This window comes from Sphaerochaeta pleomorpha str. Grapes (assembly GCF_000236685.1).
GTDB classification, from domain to species: Bacteria; Spirochaetota; Spirochaetia; order Sphaerochaetales; family Sphaerochaetaceae; genus Sphaerochaeta; species Sphaerochaeta pleomorpha.
Map to the genome: position 1 here is coordinate 1,923,850 of NC_016633.1, position 22,571 is coordinate 1,946,420.

At 46.6% G+C, this 22,571-nt stretch carries 22 protein-coding genes and 1 riboswitch; of the genes, 6 read left to right on the top strand and 16 right to left on the bottom strand.

The genetic code is table 11. The features are described from left to right. The first annotated feature begins 53 nt into the window (after positions 1-53). Entirely contained in the window at positions 54-1,178 is a 1,125-nt protein-coding gene (locus SPIGRAPES_RS08765; RefSeq protein WP_014270403.1) for a carbohydrate ABC transporter permease, read from the top strand. 3 nt (positions 1,179-1,181) lie between these two features. Beyond that, positions 1,182-2,012 carry a carbohydrate ABC transporter permease gene (locus tag SPIGRAPES_RS08770; protein WP_014270404.1) on the top strand — a complete coding sequence of 277 codons (831 nt, stop codon included), beginning with the start codon at positions 1,182-1,184 and terminating at the stop codon, positions 2,010-2,012. 2 nt (positions 2,013-2,014) lie between these two features. Here the strand turns inward: SPIGRAPES_RS08770 and SPIGRAPES_RS08775 are convergent, their stop codons facing one another. From SPIGRAPES_RS08775 to SPIGRAPES_RS17585, 4 genes are all read right to left on the bottom strand, one after another. Continuing rightward, positions 2,015-2,461: a MarR family winged helix-turn-helix transcriptional regulator gene (locus SPIGRAPES_RS08775; protein ID WP_014270405.1), complete on the bottom strand. Its 447-nt coding sequence runs from the start codon at positions 2,459-2,461 to the stop codon at positions 2,015-2,017. 1 nt (position 2,462) lies between these two features. Further along, positions 2,463-3,812 (bottom strand): MATE family efflux transporter, encoded by a 1,350-nt coding sequence (locus SPIGRAPES_RS08780; protein WP_014270406.1) that lies wholly within the window; start codon positions 3,810-3,812, stop codon positions 2,463-2,465. A 316-nt stretch (positions 3,813-4,128) separates the two neighbouring features. Next, entirely contained in the window at positions 4,129-5,088 is a 960-nt protein-coding gene (locus SPIGRAPES_RS08785) for a ketopantoate reductase family protein (protein ID WP_014270407.1), read from the bottom strand. A 2-nt stretch (positions 5,089-5,090) separates the two neighbouring features. Continuing rightward, entirely contained in the window at positions 5,091-5,492 is a 402-nt protein-coding gene (locus SPIGRAPES_RS17585) for an L-2-amino-thiazoline-4-carboxylic acid hydrolase (protein WP_245535424.1), read from the bottom strand. Between the two features lie 661 nt (positions 5,493-6,153). Next, a riboswitch (NiCo riboswitch) is annotated at positions 6,154-6,247 on the bottom strand. 296 nt (positions 6,248-6,543) lie between these two features. On the opposite strand from SPIGRAPES_RS17585, the gene SPIGRAPES_RS17250 reads away from it, so the two are divergent. Next, on the top strand, positions 6,544-6,816 hold the full coding sequence (locus SPIGRAPES_RS17250) for a hypothetical protein (RefSeq protein ID WP_215904797.1): 273 nt from the start codon (positions 6,544-6,546) through the stop codon (positions 6,814-6,816). After that, on the top strand, positions 6,779-6,895 hold the full coding sequence (locus SPIGRAPES_RS17590; protein WP_215904746.1) for a hypothetical protein: 117 nt from the start codon (positions 6,779-6,781) through the stop codon (positions 6,893-6,895). The genes SPIGRAPES_RS17250 and SPIGRAPES_RS17590 overlap by 38 nt, the downstream gene beginning before the upstream one ends. Before the next feature lie 53 nt (positions 6,896-6,948). Here the strand turns inward: SPIGRAPES_RS17590 and SPIGRAPES_RS08795 are convergent, their stop codons facing one another. Together SPIGRAPES_RS08795 and rlmD are read right to left on the bottom strand one after the other, a co-directional pair. Then, the gene (locus SPIGRAPES_RS08795) at positions 6,949-7,557 is read right to left on the bottom strand and encodes a putative immunity protein (RefSeq protein ID WP_014270409.1); all 609 of its coding nucleotides are present in this window, start codon (positions 7,555-7,557) and stop codon (positions 6,949-6,951) included. A gap of 7 nt (positions 7,558-7,564) precedes the next feature. Then, on the bottom strand, positions 7,565-8,722 hold the full coding sequence (gene rlmD, locus SPIGRAPES_RS08800) for a 23S rRNA (uracil(1939)-C(5))-methyltransferase RlmD (protein WP_014270410.1): 1,158 nt from the start codon (positions 8,720-8,722) through the stop codon (positions 7,565-7,567). 70 nt (positions 8,723-8,792) lie between these two features. Here rlmD and SPIGRAPES_RS08805 point away from each other — a divergent pair, with 70 nt between their 5' ends. Together SPIGRAPES_RS08805 and SPIGRAPES_RS08810 are read left to right on the top strand one after the other, a co-directional pair. Next, positions 8,793-9,545, top strand: a complete 753-nt coding sequence (locus SPIGRAPES_RS08805) for a fumarylacetoacetate hydrolase family protein (protein WP_014270411.1) — start codon at positions 8,793-8,795, stop codon at positions 9,543-9,545. A gap of 185 nt (positions 9,546-9,730) precedes the next feature. Next, a complete protein-coding gene (locus tag SPIGRAPES_RS08810) occupies positions 9,731-10,696 on the top strand; it encodes a 2-thiouracil desulfurase family protein (RefSeq protein ID WP_014270412.1) in 966 nt (321 codons plus the stop codon). A 138-nt stretch (positions 10,697-10,834) separates the two neighbouring features. Here the strand turns inward: SPIGRAPES_RS08810 and SPIGRAPES_RS08815 are convergent, their stop codons facing one another. The 10 genes from SPIGRAPES_RS08815 to SPIGRAPES_RS08860 all read right to left on the bottom strand — a co-directional run bounded on the left by SPIGRAPES_RS08815 (position 10,835) and on the right by SPIGRAPES_RS08860 (position 22,196). After that, positions 10,835-11,296 (bottom strand): hypothetical protein, encoded by a 462-nt coding sequence (locus SPIGRAPES_RS08815; protein ID WP_014270413.1) that lies wholly within the window; start codon positions 11,294-11,296, stop codon positions 10,835-10,837. Further along, positions 11,293-12,222 carry an ABC transporter permease gene (locus tag SPIGRAPES_RS08820; protein WP_014270414.1) on the bottom strand — a complete coding sequence of 310 codons (930 nt, stop codon included), beginning with the start codon at positions 12,220-12,222 and terminating at the stop codon, positions 11,293-11,295. The genes SPIGRAPES_RS08815 and SPIGRAPES_RS08820 overlap by 4 nt, the downstream gene beginning before the upstream one ends. Then, complete coding sequence (locus tag SPIGRAPES_RS08825; protein WP_014270415.1) at positions 12,215-13,270, bottom strand: ABC transporter permease; 1,056 nt, start codon at positions 13,268-13,270, stop codon at positions 12,215-12,217. Before SPIGRAPES_RS08825 ends, SPIGRAPES_RS08820 begins: the two co-directional genes overlap by 8 nt. Beyond that, a complete protein-coding gene (locus SPIGRAPES_RS08830; RefSeq protein WP_014270416.1) occupies positions 13,267-14,796 on the bottom strand; it encodes an ABC transporter ATP-binding protein in 1,530 nt (509 codons plus the stop codon). The genes SPIGRAPES_RS08825 and SPIGRAPES_RS08830 overlap by 4 nt, the downstream gene beginning before the upstream one ends. 62 nt (positions 14,797-14,858) lie before the next feature. Next, a complete protein-coding gene (locus tag SPIGRAPES_RS08835; RefSeq protein WP_014270417.1) occupies positions 14,859-15,881 on the bottom strand; it encodes a BMP family protein in 1,023 nt (340 codons plus the stop codon). Positions 15,882-15,952: 71 nt separating this feature from the next. After that, on the bottom strand, positions 15,953-18,250 hold the full coding sequence (locus tag SPIGRAPES_RS08840) for a molybdopterin cofactor-binding domain-containing protein (protein ID WP_014270418.1): 2,298 nt from the start codon (positions 18,248-18,250) through the stop codon (positions 15,953-15,955). After that, the gene (locus SPIGRAPES_RS08845; RefSeq protein WP_014270419.1) at positions 18,247-19,668 is read right to left on the bottom strand and encodes a xanthine dehydrogenase small subunit; all 1,422 of its coding nucleotides are present in this window, start codon (positions 19,666-19,668) and stop codon (positions 18,247-18,249) included. Before SPIGRAPES_RS08845 ends, SPIGRAPES_RS08840 begins: the two co-directional genes overlap by 4 nt. 18 nt (positions 19,669-19,686) lie before the next feature. Next, positions 19,687-20,517 (bottom strand): GntR family transcriptional regulator, encoded by an 831-nt coding sequence (locus SPIGRAPES_RS08850; protein WP_014270420.1) that lies wholly within the window; start codon positions 20,515-20,517, stop codon positions 19,687-19,689. 382 nt (positions 20,518-20,899) lie between these two features. After that, positions 20,900-21,754, bottom strand: coding sequence for a DUF6544 family protein (locus SPIGRAPES_RS08855; RefSeq protein WP_050805765.1), 855 nt, complete (start codon positions 21,752-21,754; stop codon positions 20,900-20,902). Further along, a complete protein-coding gene (locus SPIGRAPES_RS08860) occupies positions 21,747-22,196 on the bottom strand; it encodes a MarR family winged helix-turn-helix transcriptional regulator (RefSeq protein WP_014270423.1) in 450 nt (149 codons plus the stop codon). Before SPIGRAPES_RS08860 ends, SPIGRAPES_RS08855 begins: the two co-directional genes overlap by 8 nt. Between the last annotated feature and the right edge of the window lie 375 nt (positions 22,197-22,571).

Here is a 22,571-nt window from a genome sequence, read left to right on the forward strand (position 1 = left end):
AGACCGGGGGAGAGGGCTCTTGCCCTCTCCCTTTTTAAAGCGATGGGATGTATATGAAAGAACAAAAGAAAAACACCTTTTTATCAGTTCTTTTGCTCCTGCCCTCCATAATCCTTGTCGGGGTTTTTGTCTATGGTTTCATCGGTAATACTATCTACATCTCGCTCACCGACTGGGGACACGGGGCGGGCAGCCTTTCCTTCGACCCTGTCAAGAATTTCATCGGTTTGGAAAATTATCGCCAGCTCTTTTCGGGTTTCATCTATTCCAGGTTCCGCCAAGACCTGGTAAATACCGTTTTCTATTCTTTCTTTTTGATAATCGGGGCTTTGTTCTTTGGCTTCCTGTTCGCAGTCTTGCTCGACCGGAAGCTAAAAAGCGAAGGATTTTTCCGAACCATCTTCCTGTACCCGATGGCCTTGGCCTTCATTGTCTCGGGTACTATATGGCGATGGTTGCTTGCCCCGAGCGGAGGGTTGAATATTCTGCCCACCTTCATTGGGTTGCCACCAGTAAAGTTCCTGTGGACCAGCAGCAAGATAAGTATCTTTCATTTCAATTGGCAGAATGTCTTGCTGTTGCTCTTTGTTTTCATCGGAATCCTGGCAGCGATAGTACTGGGAAGGGCTTTGACCGAAAGAGTCAGGAGCAAAAGGAAAATCTGGAAGGCAGCCCTTGTCTGTGCCTTTTCTTTTTTGTATGTGTTCATTCTCCATCCCCTCCTTCCCCCTATTCTTCCCTTTGCAGAAGATCACGGGTACAACCTTGCCACGTTAGGGATTTCCATAGCCTCTGTGTGGCAATACAGCGGGTACACCATGGCTCTCTACCTTGCAGGGCTCAGGGGATTGCCTGAGACGATCAGGGAATCGGCACAACTCGACGGGGCAAGCGAATTCACCTATTACTGGAAAATCGCCATCCCCAATGTACGGCCTATCACCCTCAGTGCCGTCATTATCATTGCCCATATCTCGCTCAAGCTCTTTGATTTGATTTATGCGATGGCAGGATCAGACAATGCAAACACCGGGCACCCTTCCATCAACATGTATCTTACGACCTTCCGGGCAAACAATTTCTCCGTTGGCGCTTCGATGGCAGTTGTCCTGTTTCTGCTTTCCGCTCTCTTTATCATACCCTATCTGGTGAGTTCCCACCGGGGAAGGAGAGTATAGATCATGGGGAAAAAGAGATCAGTCAATCCAAAACGAGTATTTCTCTATGTGGTTCTTATCATCTTTGTGATTCTATTCTTGGTCCCAATGTATATGACAATCGTCACCTCATTGAAAAAGCCTGCCGAGATTAACCTGCTTACAGCCTGGAAATGGCCGGAGAAAGCTTTTTTCACCAGTTACCGGAATGCCTGGAAGCTATTGGGCCCAAACATGAGAAACAGCTTGGTCCTCACTATTACAGCAACGGTAATCTCGGCATTTTTAGGATCGTTGAATGGCTATATTTTCTCAAAGAACAGGTTCCGTTCCAGTGAACTTATCTTCACCCTGTTATTGTTCGGTATGTTTATCCCGTATCAGATAATCCTCATTCCATTGTTTCAGGTATTGCGCAACCTTGGCCTCTATGGTTCGCTCTCGGGCCTCATCCTTGCCCATATCATCTATGGTATCCCCATTGTCACACTCTTGTTCCGCAATTTCTATGACCAGATCCCCTCTGACATACTTGAGTCTGCAAGACTCGACGGGGCAGGTTTCTTTGGCATATTTGGGCGTATTATGCTTCCGCTCTCCATGCCTGGGTTCGTAACAGTCGGCATCTGGCAGATTACCCAGATCTGGAATGAATTCCTCTGGGGAATCACCTTGACCAGGCAAGAATCGAACCCGATTACTGTCGGGCTTTCAAAACTTGCAGGGGGACAAGCGGTCAGTTGGAACCTGCCGATGGCAGGTGCTTTGATAACCGCTCTCCCCATCCTCGTCATGTATGTCTTGCTGGGTAAATATTTCATCAAGGGACTGTTGTCCGGTTCGGTGAAAGGATGACTTTACTGCAGGGGAAAAAAGGTTTGCAGAGAATCGTTGAGAAAGCCTACTGCCTGGAAAAACTTCTCTTTTTCCTCTTCTGCAAGGGTATCGAGTAAGCTTTGGATATACACCAAATGGCTCTTTTTAAAGTCAGATGCAAGGGTTTCGCCTTTTTCTGTCAAGCTCAAACGGAACACCCGTTTGTCCTGTGGGTCCTGTTCCTTTTCAATATAGCCAAACTGTAATAGCTTGTTGGAAACAGGCGTGAAGGAACCTTTTTCAAGGTTCAAATGCCTGCTCAGCTCTGCCATTGAGGAAGACTTACAAAAGTGCAAGTGCAATAAGGTCAACATATGCGTCTGGTTAAGCCCATCGGGCATCGTATACTTGTAAAGGTGTTGTTTGAAAAACAACCGCTCAAGTTTCATTTTAACGTCGATTATACTCTTCAAACGCAGGTCTTCCATACTAACAGACCTCCCTTGCAGCATCCTTCTTGCGGGCAAGAATCAAGACCACAAAGGTTACCAGTATGGCAAAGCCATCGGCAATAGGAGTGGCAGCCCAGACTCCGTCCAATCCCCACATCGAAGGAAGGATGAAAAGAAGGGGGAGCAAGAACAAAAACTGCCTGAGCATTCCCAATATCATCGAAACCGTACCTTTTCCAACTGCCTGGAAATAAGCTACACCGATTAAGTTAATACTCAACAGAGGGAGCATCAAAAGGAAAATCCTGAGCCCGTTTTTCGTGACAGCGACGGTAGACGATCCGCTTTCAAGGAACATGCTGATAAAGGTAGTGGGAAAGAGCTGCATGAGTAAAAACACGATGGTGGAAAAAGCGATACCGATAAAAATCCCCAGGCGCAACGTTTTACTGACCCTATCCTTCTGTTTTGCCCCATGGTTATACCCAATGATAGGCATAATGCCTTGGGTGATACCGATGATTGGCATAATAAAGAAGGTATAGAGACTGTTTATCACCCCCATCGCGGTAACTGCGGCAACCCCGCCATAATAGGAAAGCCCCCTGTTGATAAACAACATGGCAATGCTGGTTCCAACCGTTGAGAGAAAGGTTGCAAAACCGATGGTAACAATCTGGACAAGGATCACCCTCTTCAGGGCAAAATCCTTGATACTAAGATGCAGATGGCTTTTTCCCCTGAGATAGAAACTCACAAGAATAGCAAGTCCAACCAGCTGTCCCGCAACAGTAGCGATGGCCGCCCCTGCGACGCCCCAGCCAAATATACGTATGAAAACGAAATCGAGAACGATGTTGGTCAAGGCAGAGCTGATCATGGCCACCATGGACAAGAGGGGCCTCCCCTCTGTCCTGACTGAGCTATTCAGAATGAACGAGAGCATCTGGAAAATAAAACCTGCTATGATAATTCTCAGATAGGTCGTTGCATAGTTCATGACCTCGGCTGTTGCTCCAAAAAGATTCAGGATCGACTGGAGGTTTGTAAATATCGTTACAAGGATTACTGCGGTTACCAAAAGACCGAACCCAAGGGTGTTTCCAAAGACCTGACTTGCTGCTTTCTCGTCCTTTTGACCAAGTTTGATAGAAAGCAGGGAAGCCCCACCTATTCCTATGAGATTTGCGAAGGCAAAGATGATCATCATGACAGGGAATGCGATGGTAAGGCCTGCCAGGGCTTCTTCGCCTGCAAACTGACCTATAAATACCCGGTCAACCACGTTGTAGATTGCATTTACCACCATGGCAATGACTGCCGGTATCGAATATTGTGCCAAGAGTTTGCCTATGGGTTTTGTACCCAGTTCTGCTGTTTTATCCATACTTTGTATGTGTCCTTGTAGAGAAGTGCCTGGTATCGCCGGAAGGCTGACCAAATGCTTTATTCTTTCTCTTTTGTTTGGTTTGTTTTCTAACTGTTGAAGAACATACTGACTTTCCATTCTTTTGTAAAGTAGTTTGCTTTCTAACTATCTACATTCTGTACTCCTTCTTTCTTATACCGTGCATCATCTCATAGGATGACTAACAACCCCAATACAGGAAAAGGAGCGTGAAGGAATACTAGCAAGGGTTGCTTCAGGATATTGAACTATACTGCCAAGTATATATTCTTGGGTGTATCATAGGATTCCTTTTCTATAGGTTCTTTTTGTTTTCAAAAGAGGAGAGATTTTCTCGTAGCCTGTCAATTGAGGGTGTCTGCATATGGCTTTGCATAATCAAGGTATCGAACTCGGCTTGCAGGCAAGACATCTCTGCTGTTGCCACGATGCAATGCTTTGCCATAGTTGTCTCGGCAAGCTTGGTTTTCAAAACAACCCTAAATACCCTGGCTGTTATCCCTACCGGTAATTTCATATACCATAGTTTCGAGGGTCTAGTTTTTATCCCCAGCGCATGCAGTACAGCAAAACCTTCCTTGATACCATGCAACATGAGGCATACGCTTTCATAAGACTTGGCAAGGCGATAATTATCACAATCGAATTGGTATAATGCATTTGCGATACTCGTCACCATCGCAACATGGGTTTTTTGCCAACTATCCATATCATCGCAAAAAACGGAGGGAATGCCCGCAAGATTGAAAGCGGTAATCAATTGACGCACACGCTCCGTCTTCCTGCCATTATATTCCCCAAATGTCGTAGTCTGAAATGCTCGCAGTATCCCTTTTCCAATGAAATAAACGACATTACTCCCAATGCGCTCACCACCTGCGGAAGGAAAAGCAATCATCAGTCTCTCGCTGCCTATGGCTTTTGCCCATTTCTCGTACCCTCCGGCAGTATTGACGACGAATACAATATTCTTTGAACAATTTCGCGCAAGAATGGGTAATATACTGTCCACTTGCGTCCGTTGCATCACTACAAGGATGTAGTCGAACGAATCATCTGGTGCTAGCTGTTCAATTATATTAACGGGAATGATCTCATCCGAGTGTGCACCAGGCTTGGAAAGCACCACACCATTGTGCCGAAGCTCCTCAAGCCGCCTACCTCGTGCCAGTACCGTCACATCCTTTCCCGATGCAGCAAGCCTACCTGCAAAAATGCTACCGATAACCCCTGCTCCGTAAATCAAAACGCGCATGTTCACCTCCTGCCTTCAAAACCTTTTTCAGGAGACCATGCACAGAGCCCTTCTCTATGATACCGGCAGTTACAACAATCATCTCCGTCTCCCAGGGTTTTTGTACGCTCAAATCCATTACCCATCAGATACGAAACCATATAATCCATGCGGCATATACCAGGCAATAAACCATCCGCATCAAAATCATGGGCAAGCTTTTTAAGTCCACATTCTGTAATATCTATTTCAAAGGTGTTATCACTGACCTCGCGATAGGCAATCTGCCAGTCATAAGGGTGCAATTCCTTTTTCAGTTGACGTTCAGCATGCATGGCTGCCTTTTTTTTGAAGCCGTTGATATAGGATTTACCTGCCAGATGCAACAGACCCCTGGGTATGATCGTTATCATTCTTTCGTTCATCAGCCAAATATTTTCCCATATTTCCTGCTGTTCTAGCTTCAATTCCATAAAAGCCTTATACCATGCTATATACGCCGGGCCAAATTGATAATTGAAAGAGAAAATACTTTTGCCTATGTCAGGTACCTGAGGCAGAATCTCATACAGTTTTTCTTTGGAGATTGTTTTGAAATCATTGAAGAATCCTTTACCATATTTTCTCGTCAATAGGTTGCGGCTTCGAAGCATTGTCACTACGTAAATTGTTTTTTCCACGGAGCTTACCTCATTCCAGTCAGATTGGTCGAGACAGAAAGTAATCTACTACACTCAGCATAGGGTTTGACAGGTTTTTGTATTTGCGCTTGCAGCGATCTCTCTTCCTTTGTCCTCTCTGCCAAGATTACATACCATATTCAAGATTCACTTGCGGTAATTATTTTCCATCCAATGGACGGAGCAAATTACGAGTATCGGTATACTCGTTCTCGCAAAACGTTCGTAAATCCTTTGGAAAACATTTTTGGTAGTCGCCGTTAACATCTGCCATTGGTTGCCTGCTTTCAGTCAGAAAGGAATCCTCCATTTCTCACCGTTGGGGGTTGTTTCCATTTCTCTTATGACACTGCAATTTCAAAAGTAAATGTTCCGGTAATATATAAAAAATCACCCATGGAACAGCTACTGTCCCACAGATGTATAAAGCTCCATCTGTTGCTACAAATACTGTAGCCCGGCATTATACCCAAAGATAATGCCTGTTCAGTTTGTACTGTTGAGCGTGCATTCTTTTAAGAATGATCTGCAGTGCAAAGATACTACTATCAAGTATCTTTGAAAGCCCCGTTTTGTCAACAAATATTTCCGCAGAGAGTCTGAAAAGTTTAAAACTGCAATACTACCGTACTGGGGGGGGGAGAGCCCCCACAAGAAGGCTGAACCGATAGGAAGGAAAGATCATTTGCTTGGAGAAGTTCCTTTTCCTTAGATAGAAGATAATGAAGACCATGCCCAAACCGATACCTATGAGAGGTCAATCCAATTTCTTCCCATTGAAAATATATCGCTTGCCATGCATTTTGAAGTACTGGTTGCAGGAGATACACTCTGGTGCTTAATTATCCCTCCCGCTTTCCCACTGGCAATCGATTCTGGTTCAGCAATCAAAGGTCTTCCCAAGGCAAACTATTCGATATCAACCGTATCGAGTTGGAGGAAAAAGGGAAATACCTATCTTGTTTTGGCTATAGAAAACTTAAGTCATGCGTTACTGGCAACTGAAAGAACTGGAAAGAGACAATTTCGTTGTGCGCAAAGAATATTTCCAGGTTTCCCCCAAGGTTGAATATCGCTTGCCGAAAAAGGATTTTCGCTTATGGCTATCATACATTTGCCCTGTTAATGGGGGCAGATACATTAGCTGACCTCTGAAGGAGAAATTGAGAAGGAACCTTTTCAAGGCAACCGCTAGGTTCGATTACGTTGTCTGGGATTTCCTTCTGGTTCCCTGCAGCACTTTTTCTTTATTCTCTGTATGTTCATCCAGGAGAAATGGTGCCCAACTCCCTTCAAAGTGCTCGATTTCCCCCTGCCAATAGAGCAGGCGGTCGTAATAGGACTTGATTTTCTCTTCGACCGCCATCTGGCAGCCGTCCAGACCTTGTGTGTAGACAATTGCCGATAGCTCATAGAAAACCAGCCCCAAAGCATGGGTTTCTACATGTACGGTAGAACAAGCCTGCCCTATTGCATGGGCAAGCAATCCTGTCACGGTATCTGTATGTTCTTTTGCAACTGCATGGCAGGCCAGGATTGCTTTCCTGGCTACAGGCATTTTGACATCACCCCTTGCCCAGGCTTGGCAGGTCTGCAAAGCCGTACGGGGCCTGGTTTCCAAAGGATGGCCAATTTCAAACAGGGTTAAAGGCGCCTGTGCACAATCGAAAGCCCAGAGGACCAAGGTACGGTGCTTCTGTTCTCCAATCAGATGCATAAGATCCTGGAGACATTCACTGTCCCTTGAGAATAACAATTGGTTTCCCTTTTTGTATTTCAAGGCAAGGGACGCGTCAATGGCTCCAAGCATAGTACTGTTAAACCCGTTCCAAAAGTACAATGGTCTCCACATGGGTAGTATGGGGGAACATGTCCACAGGTTGTATTCCCCTCACTTCATAGGGGCTGAACTTGAGCATATAGCGTAGGTCACGTTCAAGGGTGATGGCATTGCAGGAGATATATATGATTTTCCTTGGAGCCATTTTGAGCGCGGCGGCAAGGAATCGTTCGTCGCTTCCGGCCCGAGGCGGATCAAGGAACAGAACATCGCAGCTTTTCTTGTCTTTGGCCATTTGCTTAAGATAGGCAGAGGCATCGTCACAGACAAAATCAACGTTCGACAGGTTGTTGTTCCTTGCATTCACCATGGCATCTTCAATAGCATCGGGGCTTACCTCAATACCGAGCACATGCTTGACCCCTTTGCTTGCGGCAATAAGAGCGATGGTCCCGGTTCCGCAATAGGCATCAATTACTTCATCAGTATCCTTCAACTGGGCCATTTTCATTGCGATGTTGAACAGCACTTCTGTTTGTACAGGGTTGACCTGAAAGAAAGACTTTGCAGAGATACGGAACATCAGACCACAGAGTTTTTCCTCGATGAAGCCTTTGCCGAAGAGGATTTTCTCAGGAATTTCACTGAGCACCATACTCGTCTGGTCATAGTTCATGTTCAACGAGATGGTGGCAATCTCGGGATGCTGCTGCTTCAAGGCACTGAGGAAATCATCCTTTGAGGGAATGGGCCACTGCCCGCAGACCAAAACAACCATGACATGGCCGCTATAGCGGGAGGTTTTGATAAGGACATGACGGATATAACCCATCTGTTCGTCTTCATCATACGGTTCGATACCGAACCGTGTCATGAGGGAACGAATCGTACCAAGAATAGCATCGGCGGTAGGGTCTTCGACCAGACAGTCACGGATGGCAACGATATGGTGGGTTCCTTCGCGGTAGATTCCGCTGATTACTTTACCACGGAGATCCCTGCCGAAAACTGCCTGGACTTTGGTGCGATACCGGGTAGGATCTTCCATTCCGATGATAGGAGCAACCGTTCCAAACTTATCAAGCATCTCTTCAACGTATTCCATCTTATATTCCAACTGTTCGGGATAGGGATACTCCATCAACTGGCAACCGCCACACTCCCGCGCAAGGGGACATTGTTTGTAATTTTTCATACTGTTACGGTGCCGACAAAAGAGTTCTTTGTCAATTGTCTTTCCTGTGCTCCTTTGGTATGATTATGCCATGAAATACCTACGCTTTTCCTACCAGGACTCAGTGCACTACGGTATCCTGCAAGACAATACCGTCCAGGTCCTTGACGGCAGCCCATTCGGCTCCTATACCGTCACTGACAAAAAACTTGCATTGGATAAGGTAAAAATCCTTACCCCTTGTAATTATACCAAGGCTGTATGCATCGGATTGAATTATCGCGACCATGCAGAGGAATTCCAGCTTCCCATCCCGACTGAGCCGGTGGTCTTTATCAAACCCTCGACTGCCAGTCTCGATCCTCTGGGGACCATTGTCTATCCACCTCAGTGCCATCGTCTGGACTATGAGGCGGAACTTGCCATCGTTATCGGGAAAAAAGCAAAGAATATTGAGGAACAGGATGTCAAAGAATACATCCTCGGCTACACCTGTGCCAATGATATCACCGCACGTGACCTGCAACCCAAACAGGGGCAGTGGACCGTGGCAAAAAGTTTCGATACCTTCTGTCCCTTCGGTCCGTTTATCAGTGATGAGGTCAACCCTTCCAACCTGGTTATCGAAAGCAGGGTAAATGGCAAGACGATGCAGAAGTCAAACTCGAAACACCTGATCTTCAGCGTTCCCTTCCTGGTCAGTTATCTTTCCAAGGTAATGACATTGCTTCCCGGGGACATCATTCTCACCGGCACCCCAGGCGGGATTAGTGGTATGCACAAAGGCGATACCGTGGAGATTATCATTGAGGGTTTAGGGACACTGAAAAATACCATCGGGTAAACCAGCCTGTTTTCCTATTGCTTTTAAAAAGGCCCACTGCCAGAATGTATTTCTGCACTGGGCCTTTTTTCCAGCCATAAAAACAGAGCAGAAATCCAATCTTCATACTGAATATAAAGATACCATCTCTTTTTTCCCTGAACGCTTCCTTCAATGATAATATAAGGGAAAGAGAGGATACATGTATGGAACACCATCCAGTCGTACTCACAGAGAAGATTGCCATTGGCATCAGCATGTGCGCCATGGGTTGTCCGGTACGGTATAATGGCAAAGCCATTGACGTATTGACCGTACTAGGACGGGAAAGACAGGACTTCATCTGGTGTCCGGTATGCCCGGAATGCCTGGCCGGGTTGGGGGTTACCCGTGACCCCATACACCTCACCAGTGGTTGTGGTGATGACGTATGGACTGGGGAAGCCGGGATAAGGAACCGAGGCGGAAAGGTAGTAACAGAGGCTGTGATCGAAGGTTGCAAGGACAGTCTCAAAGCACTCCAACGGTGTAATACAAAAGCCTTTGTCTACATGGATGGCAGTCCTTCCTGTGGGGTATATCGAACCACCTTGAAAAATACACGCAGGGGGAATCCCCCTGGAGTATTCGGATCCCTGCTCCTCAAGGAGGGGTATTTTCTCATTCCTTCCAGTGACCTGCAGAGTCCATTGAAATGGTGGGACTGGAGACGAAGGCTTTTGGCCTTCCACTGGTTTGCAAATCTCCAGCTTTCCGGCTTACAAGAGCTCTATGATGCATGGTACCGTCTCAAGTTCCTCTGCCAGGAACTGGACAATACCTGGGCAAGGGAAATGGGCAGGACACTCGCTACATTGAGTAAGGAGGACTTTGCTTCATTCGAACCGGAGTTCAGACTTCAGGTTTTAAATCTGCTTCGCCGTCCCTCTACCCCCGCAAAGATTACAAACAGCCTTTGGAAACATTATTCCCACTATAGAAAGAGCCGAGGCAAGCGTGTCGAGGAAATCAATTCCCCTGATTTCAAGCGAAATGTCACGACCATCGCCAAGGAGTTGCTGAAGATGGAAAGGACTGCGGTAGAGGATGATTTCCTGTTTGGAGCCTCCCCTGTTATCTATCGGGACCAGAGAAGACTGGAGGCAATCGAAAAGCGGAAAACCGAGGAATGATACCCTAGACACCGCGCATGTATCTCTTTTTGCGTCTATAGATTTCTCTTGTCCCCTTATGGTCCAAGAGCATCCCTGTTTATGGTCATTTTTGTATTGTTGGGGATTCCAGCAAGAAAAGCCAGCCTTTCCAGCTTGTTAAATCCACTTTACGACTTTGTTCGCAAACTTGTCCTTATAGGACCCATCGACGATATCTTTGAATACAAAGAAGTAGTAGTCACCGTTTTCATAACGAATGGGAATCGTATACTCCTCTCCTTCCAATCTGGAAGCTACGGTACAGACAGCCAAACCATCATTCCTTTGGGGTAGTGTCAGCTCTGCCAAAAACAGATAGAGCGGGGTCAAATAAGGATAGGTACAGTCTTCTTGGTAGTTGCTCACAAAAGCATCTTCCCCGATTCTCTCTCTCAGGTCTTGCGTAAGGTAGCCATAGATTTCACGGGGTCTGTTTTCATTAATAGCCCTGACCAGGCTTTCGGTACGTTCTGTGGCATGGGTAAAATTGGCATTATGCCAGGTCAGATCCCTGTTTGTCGAACATGATACAGATAAGACGACGAGTATAAACCAGATTATAACAATATACTTCTTCATTTTTCATTCCTCGAATAGGGGATCCCAAACCCTCCGGGGAAATTGACATACTTGGAAACACCAAGTAAAACCAAAACAGTCAGAATATAGGGCAAGGCCTGTAAAAGCTGGGAAGGCACAGCCACCCCAATTGATTGCAGTCTCATCTGAAGCGTATTGGCACAGCCGAAAAGCAATGCTGCCAGAAGAACACGAACAGGTAACCAACGTGCAAAAACCACAACGGCAATGGCAATGAACCCACGACCAGCTATCATATGGTCAGTATAGGTATTCATATATCCCAAGGACATGGTTGCCCCTGCCAAGCCAGAGTACAATCCACCAAGGATGACACTGCTATATCTGATCAGTCCCACCTTGATACCTTTTGCATCAGCTGCGGAGGGGTACTCCCCTACCGCCTTTACCTGTAACCCAAACACAGTCTTTTCCATCACAAACCAAGTTACCAGGACCAAAATTAGTGCAAAGTAAAAGGTCCCGTTGTGACTGAAAAACACCGGACCGACAAAAGGAATCTCCCCGAGTTTTCCAAAATTAACCGGTGCAAAGTTTTGGACCACTGGGGGAAGCTTCCTCACCCCGAAAACCACCCGATACAGATAGGAAGCAAATCCAGTACCGAACATGGTAAGGGCGGTACCCGCTATTACCTGGTTTGCCTTGACAGTAATGCTCAAGTAGGCCATAAAAGCCCCGATAGCCATCCCAGCTATACCGGCACAAAGCATACCTACAATAAGATTCTGAGTGAAAAAGGCTGTCATAAAACCTACAAGGCATCCAATAATCATGGTCCCTTCCACAGAAAGGTCCATGATTCCCGCCTTCTGCGTGTATACCTGTCCCAATGCAGCAAGGATGATCGGTGTACTGGTACGTAAAGTTCCGCTGAGCAAACTGATGATAAAATCATTATTCATGTTCTTTGACCCTCTTTTGTTTTTGCTGGCCAAACATAGTGCTGCTTATGACAAACACTATTACCAAAGACTGTATGATCGTAACCAGGGAAAAGGGAACTCCGCAAAAACGCTGCATACTTGCACCGCCTACCACCAAGGCACTGAAAAGAAGCGAGGAAAGGAGGATACCGAAAGGGTGCAGGCCCCCTAACAAGGCAACGACCGTGGCTACAGAACCCAAGGAACCGGCTAGGTTGTCCTGTAGGCGCCCATGGATACCCATTACATCTATCCACCCGGCAACTGCTGCGAACGCAGCTGAAATTCCCAAGGTAAGGATAATCTGGCGATTGACGTTCAAACCACACAAGCGTGCAACTTTCTGGTTCTGACCAACCATTTTTACCTGAAACCCTTCCTTCGTATGCCAGAACAGATAGAGCAGAACTACCAGGGCAAGGGCAAGAAACAGACCGGAGTGAAGTCTTGTCCCTTTTAGCAACTTCGTAAAAAGCACCTGCGAGGAAACAAGACAAGACTGGGGAAAACCATGACCCTGGGGATCCATCATCGGGCCATAGACAAGAAAACTCAGAAAATATGCTACGATGTAATCGAACATGAGCGTTGTTATGACTTCATTTGCATTCAGCTTGGCTTTCATGACCCCGATAAAGGCTCCATAGAGAAAACCTGCCGCAACAGAGGCCAAAAACGACACAAGAAGCATGAGAGGGACCGGTAGGTTGGAATAGACACAGACCCAGACTGCAACGATTGCCCCCATCGTATATTGCCCGTTACCCCCGATATTCCAAAGCTGGGCTTTGAAAGCTACACTTGTTCCCAAGGATATAACCAGTATGGGAATCATCTTTACCAGGGTCTCAGAGAAGCTATATCGAGAACCGAAGGCACCGGAAAACAATGTTTTATAACTCTCAAAGGGATCGAAACCACTGAGGGCAAGAACCCCTGCTCCAATGAGCAATGCACACAATACAGAGATTACAGAAGGAAGCATCTGCCTTCCGATATTTGAAATTTTATTGTAGGTAGGCTTCATACGTATAGTTCCTTATTGCAAATACCGGCCATCATCTGACCTACTATCTCAACGCCCTCCTGAGGCATTACGATTCCCATGGACCTACCCCCATACATCACCAGAATCCGATCGGCAATCTGAAAAATCTCCTCAAGGTCTGCGGACACGAGCAAAACAGCCCCGCCTGCATTACGGACATCAAGCATTTGCTGCCGTACATATTCCATAGCGCCTATATCCAGCCCCCTGGTTGGGTTGCTTGCTACCAGTAGGGAAGGGCCTTGGGACAGCTCCCTGGCAAGAATAACCTTCTGCTGGTTGCCTCCGCTCAAATTCTTTACCTCGGTGTCCAACCCTTGGCTTTTGATTGCATAGGCTTTGGACAAATCTTCGGCAACTGTATCAATTTTCTTTTTGTGCAAGAAAAGGGCTCCGCTAACGGCCTTACTTCGAAACATTTTCAAAATCAGGTTGTCCCTGATAGACCAAGACATGACCAATCCGGCAGTCTGCCTGTCCTCGGGGATATAGGAGACATGGTTTGCGATGATACATGCCGGGGATTTTCCCGTCAGGTCTTTTCCCTCGAGCTGGAAGGACCCTTGCGTACTCTTTCGCAGTCCCACAAGAACCTCGCACAACTCCTTCTGTCCATTCCCGTCAACACCGGCAATTGCGAGGATTTCTCCTCGCCTGACAGCAAAAGACAGGTCTTTCAAGGCCACAAGGCCACGTTCGTTCTTTGCACAAAGGTTCTGCACGACCAGCTTGTCTTCCCCGCAGAGTTTGCGCTGGGTATCGAAATCAAACAAAACATCTCGACCAACCATCATTCGGGAAAGATCTTCCTTTCGCACTGATGCATCAATCTTGGCAGTACCGGCGACCTTACCGTTTTTCAATACGGTCACTTCATCGGCAATCTGAATAATTTCGTCCAAGTGATGGCTGATCAAGATGATAGATTTTCCTGCTTTACGAAGGGCTTTGAGGATTACAAAGAACTCCTGGGCCTCTTCGGGTGTCAATACCGCTGTAGGTTCATCAAGAATCAAGACAGAGGCATCGCGGTAGAGAGCGGAAAGGATTTCCACCCGCTGTTGTTCCCCGACACTCAGATTGCCGATTTTGGCATCTGGGTCGATATTTAGGGTAAAATCCCCAGATAACTGAAGTATTCTCTTTTTGACGACTCTAGGGTTGAGCAGGGGATACCTGCTGATCTTAAGTCCCAGGAGGAAATTCTCGGTTACCGTCATGGTTCGCACCAGCTTGAAATGCTGGTGTACCATTCCGATCCCCCGTCTCATTCCCTCTTTTGGGCTATGCTCAAGGGCAAGCTCTTCCCCAAATACAAGAATCTTACCCTCGTCTGCATTCTGCAAACCAAACAATACATTCATCAGGGTAGTTTTCCCAGCCCCATTCTCACCTAACAAACCATGTATCGTGCCACTGCGAAGCGTAAAATCAACATGGTCGTTTGCTGCCTGACTGCCAAAATATTTTGAAATATTCATCATTTGGACTGCATATTCACTCATCGGAGCTCTCCCCTGTTGCACAGGGAGGACTACAATTGCAGTCCTCCCCATCTTGTTTTCTCTTATTTTTCAAATTCAGGAATCACAATTGTTCCATCAAGGATTCCCTTTTCGATTTCGTCCATCTTCTCGAATACGGACGCAGGGTACTTGTCTTTGAACTGGTTGAAGGAAGAAACCTGCAAGCCTTTGTTGGCAACATCAATCCAGTAGAACTTGTTTTCCCTGTTGAGGAAATTGCCATCAAGTACGTCTTGGACAATTTCACGAATAACAAGGTCCCAACGATAATCGATACCGCTTACCACGTTGTTTGGAGCAAGGACATTCTGGTTGATGATGTTGGAAAGAACCAACTTATCTGATTGAAGCCCTGCATTGACAACACCCAAACCGATACCGTCGCCACTGTGCCAGATTACATCGACTCCACTGTCATACATTCCCAGGGCCCCTTCCTTTGCTTTGGCAGCGTCACGCCAGTCGCCAGTATAGAACTCTTGGATTACGATATTGGGATTAATCGAACGGGCACCCATCTTGAAGCCTTCATGGCCACGATAGATCTCCGAAGCATCCCCACCACCGATGACACCGATTTTACCTGTCTCGGTAATCAGGGCAGCCAAGGCTCCCATCAAATAGCCACCCTGACCGAGTTTGACGTCATATACACAGGAGTTGATAACCGATTTGTATCCGGTACCCAAGGCAAAGCAGGTATCAGGAAACTGTTCGGCAACCTTGATGATTGGTTCCATGAACTGGAAACCATGGCCGAAAATCAAATCATATCCACGGGAAGCAAAGTCCATGAGGGCTGGTTCGATATCTGCAACTTCATAGACATCTTCGACATAGGTAACACTAATTGCACTTCCCTGCTCGCTCTCGATCTGCTTCATCCCTTCATAAAAAGCCTGGTTGAAAGAAACATCATCAATTTTCCCCGGGAGGATAACAGCAATTTTCAAAGGCTTGGTACCCGAATCACCGGTTTTTTCCGTAACTTCTTTTGACCCACCGGCAAATGTAATGCCACACGCAACAACACCCAACAGAGCAATGAGAAACCATTTTTTCATTGAAACACCTCTCCACGTTGTACGAAACTGTTTATCAATTGACATACCTGACAGGTATGGTTCGCGCGTACTTATGCTTTCTGCCCCTCAATCGCTTCCAGAACCCGTTGGGCAGTGGCAGGATGCAGCAGGCCGGCACTCTTTGTATGGTCGCTTACCGCTTCCACGGCATCCCTCAGTGCGTTGAATACCGAAACCCCATAAATCAAAGGAGGTTCCCCGACGCCTTTGGACCCCAAAACCCCGGCAACTTTGTCTTTGGATGGAACAAGATTGACATCCATGACAGGGGGAAAATCAGAGATGAGGGGAACTTTGTAAGTCGAGAAAGAAGTTGCAAGCGACTTTCCCTGTGGTGAATACTGAATATCTTCGGTAGTCACAAACCCAAGGCCCTGCATAAAGCCACCTACCACCTGGCCCCGGTCGATTTCGTAGTCAAGGATGTTCCCTCCCTCATGGCGGAGATGAACCTGGGTAAGGGCATAGGTACCTGTCAAGGTGTTTACTTCCACCTCAGCCAGGCAAACCCCATTGGTAAAATAGGAGAATGGGGTCCCTTTGCCTTTCAAGATGTCATAGCTTAGTCCCGGCGTCGCATAGTGAGCCTGGGCACCAAGATTGCAACGGTTGAAATAACAATAGGACGCTAGGGAGGCAAATGTTTGTTTCTCACTGGCCATACGCACGTCCCACCACATTCCATCCTTGAACTCGATGTAATTGGGGGCTTCTGCCAGATGGAATTTCTCGCTAAGGAATTTGGCAGCGGCTTTTTCCAATTCAGTGCGAATCTGCAAGCAAGCCATTCTAGCAGCTTCTCCATTGAGGTCGGTACCGGTAGAGGCTGCAGTCGAAGCTACGCACCCAATTCTTTTGGTATTGGTGCTTTCGCAATGGACACTGTCTTCGCTGACTCCCAAGGTTTCGGCAACTATCATCTCTACTTTCGTATAGAGACCCTGTCCCATGTCGATACCGCCATGGCTCACGCTAATTGACCCGTCGCTATAGACATATACCAATGCGTTCCCTTGGTTGAGAAACGTTGCAGTAAACCCTATCCCGTATTTGACGGGCACAATCCCGATACCCCGTTTGGTATACCGATGGGATCTATTGAAAGCATCGCAGGCTGAACGAAGCGAAGGGTAATCACAGTCGGTCATTAAAGTCTCATAAATCTGAGGAATGGCGACTTCCTCGAGGACCATGTCATAGGGGGTTTTCTGCCCATCATGGATAAAATTCCTCTGTTGAATTTCCATAACCGGCAAACCTAGGTTCTGGGCAATTCCAGCAATGATCGCTTCCATAACCAAAGTTGCCTGGGGAGCCCCGAATCCCCTAAAGGCAGTATTCGCCGGCAGATTTGTCTGGCAACAATAGCCTGTAATCCTTGCATTGGCGAGGAAATAGGGCCCACAGATACCTAAAACGGCCCTTTCCATGATGGCTACTGTAAAATCCTCATAGAATCCCCCATTGGCATACATATCCACTTCAAAGGCGGTAATTACCCCTTTGGCATTATACCCTACACGGTAATTGCTTTTATAAGGATGGCGTTTGCCTGTCCAGGCAAAATCATCGCTCCTGTCAAGAATAACAGCACAGCTTTTCCCACTCATATATAGACCGAGGGCTGCAATTCCAGCCCACATGGTTCCACCGCGTTCCTTGCCTCCGAAGGCTCCACCGACTCGGTCTACATCAACTTCAACTTTATTGACGGGAAGTCCCAGCAGAAGGGCCACCACCTCCTGTATATCGGTTACCGCTTGGGTCCCACAGTGAATCTTCACTCCCACCCCATGTTCACCCTTCATGGCAAAAGCCCTTTGGGTTTCTATATAGGCGTGTTCCTGGGCATGGGACTCAAACGTACCCTCGAGTACGCCATAGGCATTAATAAAACCTTCCTCAAGATTACCGGAGGTCACTGTCAACGGGGCCTCATAAAAGCATTTTTTGTCTATGGCTTGGTCCAGGGAGAGAATCGGTTCCTGTACTGCGACGAGTACATGTACAAGTCGGGCTGCCTTGCGTGCTGTCTCGGCATCGGTTGCAAGTACCACACCGACCGGTTGACCTATATATTCTACGGTATCAAAGGCAAGCAGGGGTTCTTCCACCCTCCTGATAGCTCCAATTGCATTCTGTCCGGGAATATCTGAGGCAACAAAGTGCCCGACTACTCCTGGGAGGGCTAAGATTGGTGAAAAATCAACGGTAATGAGTTTTCCCTTGGCTTCAGGGGAAACGACAGGATAGGCATACAGGAAGGTAGAAAGGTTTTCAGACTCCCCTGAGAACTTTGCTTCCCCGGTAACTAGGGGTTGGAGGTTTTGTGCACGTTTATTGCTCATAGGGTTTCCTCCCTTCCACTCTGTTTCAGGAAATGGGATACTACATGGTTTGCGACAAGCGCTTTCCGATAGGAGGCTGAACCCCTGATATCAGAAAGGGGAACAACCTTCTCACTAAGCGAAGTACCGATTGCTTCAATTTCCTCAACCGGAATCTCAAGGGAAAGGTCTTTGTCCTTCAGGTCGAAGGTAACCACCGTAGGGGCTACACCCCCGATAGAAATGGTCCAGTGCACAATATCTTTTCCCTGCACGACCATATTCGAAGCACTGTTAATCGAAGCAATGTCTACACTCGATCGTTTTCCTGTCTTGAGGAACGAGATAGTCTGTCCAGCTTGCAACGGAGGTATGATTACTTCGAGTACGATTTCCCCTTTTTCCAGTTGCATTTGCTTATACCCCGTGTAGAACGAGGTTAGGTTCAGTTCCCTTAGTTTCCCCTTTGCATTCACGACCAACACTGTGGCATTGGCAGACGAAAGAATTACCGTTGCATCGCCTATGGGAGAGGCATTGCAAAGGTTTCCCCCAAGTGTAGCAACATTACGAATCTGTTTCGATGCCATTTGCAGCTGTAGTTGGCCTAGGGTCGGAAGCCAATTGAGTACCGTCCTGTCAAGCACAATGCTCTCAAGCGGTAAGGCTGCGCCAATATGCAGACCATCTTCCTTGATTTCTATTCGTCTTGATTCTTCAAGCTGAATGACATCGATAACCTGAAGGGGGCGTTCTCCCTTTGTATGGAAGGAAACCCCGAGATCAGTCAAACCGGAAATAATCTGTGCATCTGGCATTTGCTGCAGGGCTACGCACAGTTCATCGATTGTCACAGGGGTCCTCCATTCTTCAGTATTCAGAAATTGCGAAAGATTCTTCACAGCATTCTGGCAAGACCGAATGGAGGGGGGAACAATTATCTCGGTTCCTTGGTAGCCTATCATCTGTTCTGCAGCTTTTCGAATACCCTCGTACCCTGTGCACCGGCAAATATTGCCCTGCAAGGCTATCTCCACATCCTTCATATCAGGGATGGGGTTCATAGAGAATAACGAGAAGAACGACATGACAAAACCTGGCGAACAGAAACCGCACTGGACACCATGTTTGTCGATTATGGCTTTCTGTATGCAGCTGAGCGCTGTCTGATTTCCTACCCCTTCGACTGTCACCAGAGACTTTCCCTGCAATCTTCCCACGGGTAAAAGACAGGAGGCCACTGAACGGTATACAAACCCTGATTCTTCCCAAGACCCGATGGAAACTGTACAGGCCCCGCAATCTCCATCTGAGCATCCTTCCTTGGTCCCTGTCATTTCCAGTTCGCTACGCAGCAGATCAACGGTCCTTTGCATAGGATCTGCAAGAATTGTTTTTTTCTCCCCATTGAGGAAAAAGGATATAGGTATCTTATGCACGTTCAAATTCCTTCTGTTTTAATTAACTTGGTTCTCGTTGTTTAAACCGGATGAGTATACATCCTGTCTTCTCAGCATACTGAGCCGGATATATCTAGTATCGAAATAGGCATTTACTTTCAAAATAGGAACTTGGCGCAAGGTGTAATACACAGAGTGCAATTGCAACAAGGCCAAGGGTTTCTCTTTGATCGAATAAGGTTTGAAGTTTCTCAAATCCTCAGTAGTGCAGGCGAGAAGATCGGCGATATCGCTGGCCACCTGGACGCCACCCTGAGCTAGCAGGACATCGAACGTTGAGGCTTTGATTTCTTCCTTTGTAAGGGAATGACCTTGCAAGAGAGAAAGCGGGAATATATCCTCACAAAAAATAACTGGCATACCATCGGCAAAGAAAACCTTATGGACAATATAGATTTGATCACCTTTCTTCAGATCCAATTCCTGGGCAGTAAGAGGATCGGGAGTATGAAGGGTTACTGATAAGACTTCTACAGAGGCCGTGTAACCGCAAGCATTGATAGCTTGTTCAAACTCTACAGCCGGAGTAAGTTTTACCTTTAGGCTCTTATAGTTGCAGTTAATGTACGTCCCTTTGCCATGCAAGGAATAAATCACGCCTTCCTGGGCAAGTTCCTTGATGACTTCACGCAATGATATGCGACTCACATGTAAAGCTTCAGCCAAGGCCATCTCACTTGGGAGCTTGAATCTTCCGGCCTGATATTCTGTATCTATGAATTCAAGAAGGTTTCTTCTTGTCGTTACCGTAACGGACGAACTGATCACAGGTCGTATTGTTGAAGGAGTGTTATTGTGTTGCTTTACCGTTTGAGATTCATGTTCCATTTTACCCGCCATTGTTAGTATATTGCATACACATTTATCGAGAGATAAGAGGTAAGACCTCTTACTTTATAACATAGCATTCCACTACTGGCAAGAAATTACAAAATGCAATTAACTATATTCGAGCGATTTTGTTTTAATTTTTTGAAAGCTTGCCTAAAGATCAGGATGGAAGGCAAGTAGAATGGACAGGTTTCACAAAATTGTTGTCCTGCAGTCAAAACTGTATGTACATACATTACTCACTCAGATAGCAAGCAACAGAAAAAACCCACTTCAATCGCTATTTTCCAGAAATAATAGCTACAGAAGTGGGGTAAAAACAGTCATCCCTCAGTCGAGGGTTTACACCTTCTTATCCAGGTGCGGTTGTCCCAGACTATCAGAAATACTCAATATTTACATTGTCACTGTCAAAATAAAGGAGGTCTCCCTCACTGTAGTTCCAACTTGCCTGCATGAGGGAGGGAAGCAGCAGGTCATCGACTTTGTGGTAGTTGCCGCAGTGGGCTGTCCACCTCACCTGCTCCATTTTCCCATCCATACTGGTCGCCATCCGATCATCGGTTGAGAAATAAATCATCTCGCCTTCTTCAGAAAAGGTAAAAACACCACTACAGCTAAAATTGTAATATGCAATCGTTGCCTTGGCATGGGTATCGTCGATTGACTCCCAGCTTATATAGTCCTGCAAGGCCGAAGAGGGGACAAACAGGCACTCGCTGAGCATGGTTACCAAAGAAGCAGAGCCCATTGCATTCCCTTTCTGGTTAAACAGGGTAAACATCTTTCCCAGAACCCCCTTCATCGAGCCTTTCCCGGCAACAAAGGAATCCAAGCCCTCGAAGGGAAGCCTATAGATCGATGAATCTATATAGGCGATACGCTCGGGTTTTGCAACCGCATTGTACTGGGTATAATCTATGGCTATTGTCGGCTTGTCTCGGCCAAGGGAAAACGCCACATTCTTGAATGTCGCTTTCATTCCCTGCATCTTTGCTTTCCCAATAAAGCCGCAATGTCTGAAATATCGCTGGACAGGAAGAGGAAGGGATGCGATATCTGCTTCGGAGAATACCTCGCCACCTGCTTCTGTGAAAGAAAAATTCTGTTGTGCCAACCTCTCGAATTCGGTTTTCGTCGGTGAATAGGGCAACAGGAAATACACGATAACACAAAGAAGAATAAAGCCTAACCCTAAGAGAATACCCATGATTACGGTTCCTTTTTTATACATGTTTCTTTTCCATTTGCTCGATATTTCTGGCGAGCAGAGAAAACCCCTCACAAAGCCCCTGCAACGTTTCAGAGGAAAACCCTTGAAAGAGTCTCTCAAGAAACGCCACTTCCCTCTCTTCCCTTCCTTTCAGATACTCAAGACAATCCGAAGTCACGGAAACCTGAAGGACCCTTGCATCTTCTGAGCTCTTCTCCATTTTCAGAAAGCCTAGTTTTTCCAGCAGCGATGCCATTTTCTTGGTATTCTGGTGGGAACTCCCTCCCAGGGCAGCAAGCTCACCAAGGGATAAAGAGTCCTTGCCGCTGTGCATCAGCAATGCAAGCAAAAGCCATTGCTTCACTGTAATCTTATCATCGAATTTATCACCGATAACCTGCAACCTATTTGACAGTGCAAACAGACTGCCAAATACAAACGCTTTCCTTTCCATCTCTTCCATATACGCATCACACCCTTTTAGTAACTGGTTACCTTTTAATATATAGCAGTTCCCTTTCCCCTGTCAAGAATACCTTAAGGTAGCTGTCTTTTCCTCTTCTCACCCTACCAAAAGCCCTTTACCATAGGTCCTGACAGGTAATTGCTGTGCATAATCCTATACAATCCTTCATTAGACTTTTGAAAATAGCAAAAAAGACTTCATCGAAGTCAGAATAAGGCTCCAGACCAATGACAAGATAAGTTGAATAGGGGTTGGTTGAATCAACGGTATTCATTTCTGCAAAACCTATAGAGAGGACCCTAAAGAGAAACCCGCCTTGGTTTTTCACCGGCGGGCTTCTCTCATTTGGCTAACCTAAACCAAGAGAACACA

What these genes read in the sequence shown, in the direction of transcription:
- SPIGRAPES_RS08765 (WP_014270403.1), top strand. Translation starts at nt 54, where the DNA reads ATGAAAGAACAAAAGAAAAACACCTTTTTATCAGTTCTTTTGCTCCTG.
- SPIGRAPES_RS08770 (WP_014270404.1), top strand. Translation starts at nt 1,182, where the DNA reads ATGGGGAAAAAGAGATCAGTCAATCCAAAACGAGTATTTCTCTATGTG.
- SPIGRAPES_RS08775 (WP_014270405.1), bottom strand. Translation starts at nt 2,461, where the DNA reads ATGGAAGACCTGCGTTTGAAGAGTATAATCGACGTTAAAATGAAACTT.
- SPIGRAPES_RS08780 (WP_014270406.1), bottom strand. Translation starts at nt 3,812, where the DNA reads ATGGATAAAACAGCAGAACTGGGTACAAAACCCATAGGCAAACTCTTG.
- SPIGRAPES_RS08785 (WP_014270407.1), bottom strand. Translation starts at nt 5,088, where the DNA reads ATGCGCGTTTTGATTTACGGAGCAGGGGTTATCGGTAGCATTTTTGCA.
- SPIGRAPES_RS17585 (WP_245535424.1), bottom strand. Translation starts at nt 5,492, where the DNA reads ATGAACGAAAGAATGATAACGATCATACCCAGGGGTCTGTTGCATCTG.
- SPIGRAPES_RS17250 (WP_215904797.1), top strand. Translation starts at nt 6,544, where the DNA reads ATGCATTTTGAAGTACTGGTTGCAGGAGATACACTCTGGTGCTTAATT.
- SPIGRAPES_RS08795 (WP_014270409.1), bottom strand. Translation starts at nt 7,557, where the DNA reads ATGCTTGGAGCCATTGACGCGTCCCTTGCCTTGAAATACAAAAAGGGA.
- rlmD (WP_014270410.1), bottom strand. Translation starts at nt 8,722, where the DNA reads ATGAAAAATTACAAACAATGTCCCCTTGCGCGGGAGTGTGGCGGTTGC.
- SPIGRAPES_RS08805 (WP_014270411.1), top strand. Translation starts at nt 8,793, where the DNA reads ATGAAATACCTACGCTTTTCCTACCAGGACTCAGTGCACTACGGTATC.
- SPIGRAPES_RS08810 (WP_014270412.1), top strand. Translation starts at nt 9,731, where the DNA reads ATGGAACACCATCCAGTCGTACTCACAGAGAAGATTGCCATTGGCATC.
- SPIGRAPES_RS08815 (WP_014270413.1), bottom strand. Translation starts at nt 11,296, where the DNA reads ATGAAGAAGTATATTGTTATAATCTGGTTTATACTCGTCGTCTTATCT.
- SPIGRAPES_RS08820 (WP_014270414.1), bottom strand. Translation starts at nt 12,222, where the DNA reads ATGAATAATGATTTTATCATCAGTTTGCTCAGCGGAACTTTACGTACC.
- SPIGRAPES_RS08825 (WP_014270415.1), bottom strand. Translation starts at nt 13,270, where the DNA reads ATGAAGCCTACCTACAATAAAATTTCAAATATCGGAAGGCAGATGCTT.
- SPIGRAPES_RS08830 (WP_014270416.1), bottom strand. Translation starts at nt 14,796, where the DNA reads ATGAGTGAATATGCAGTCCAAATGATGAATATTTCAAAATATTTTGGC.
- SPIGRAPES_RS08835 (WP_014270417.1), bottom strand. Translation starts at nt 15,881, where the DNA reads ATGAAAAAATGGTTTCTCATTGCTCTGTTGGGTGTTGTTGCGTGTGGC.
- SPIGRAPES_RS08840 (WP_014270418.1), bottom strand. Translation starts at nt 18,250, where the DNA reads ATGAGCAATAAACGTGCACAAAACCTCCAACCCCTAGTTACCGGGGAA.
- SPIGRAPES_RS08850 (WP_014270420.1), bottom strand. Translation starts at nt 20,517, where the DNA reads ATGGAACATGAATCTCAAACGGTAAAGCAACACAATAACACTCCTTCA.
- SPIGRAPES_RS08855 (WP_050805765.1), bottom strand. Translation starts at nt 21,754, where the DNA reads ATGTATAAAAAAGGAACCGTAATCATGGGTATTCTCTTAGGGTTAGGC.
- SPIGRAPES_RS08860 (WP_014270423.1), bottom strand. Translation starts at nt 22,196, where the DNA reads ATGGAAGAGATGGAAAGGAAAGCGTTTGTATTTGGCAGTCTGTTTGCA.